Source organism: Mesomycoplasma ovipneumoniae SC01 (genome assembly GCF_000218525.1).
In the GTDB taxonomy this organism is placed as follows: domain Bacteria; phylum Bacillota_I; class Bacilli_A; order Mycoplasmatales; family Metamycoplasmataceae; genus Mesomycoplasma; species Mesomycoplasma ovipneumoniae_A.
In genome coordinates this window covers 1-289 of sequence record NZ_AFHO01000017.1, presented here as the reverse complement: position 1 = coordinate 289, position 289 = coordinate 1, and the positions used below count along the sequence as shown (strand labels likewise).

At 29.8% G+C, this 289-nt stretch carries 1 pseudogene; it reads left to right on the top strand.

Annotation, left to right across the window (positions count from 1 at the left end):
- Window positions 1-289: pseudogene (locus tag MOSC01_RS04285) on the top strand (transposase); the annotation flags it as partial.

The window sequence follows — 289 nt, the reverse complement described above, 5'->3', positions numbered from 1 at the left end:
CTAAAAATACCAAGAGATCGAAATGGCACTTTTGAGAACAAATTACTCGGTAAATACGAAACAAGTTTAGCTGATATCGAAGAGCAAGTGTTTTCACTTTTTGCATCAGGCATGTCATATGAAAATATTGTTAACACAATAAAAAGTATCTATAAAAAAGAAGTAAGTAACGCCTGAATTTCTTCAATTACTGACAAATTATTACCTAAATTGAAAAGTGAAAATCCCGAAAAATTGATAATTCCTATCCAATTTTGTACATTGATGGGATGTTTTTTGATGTTAAAGG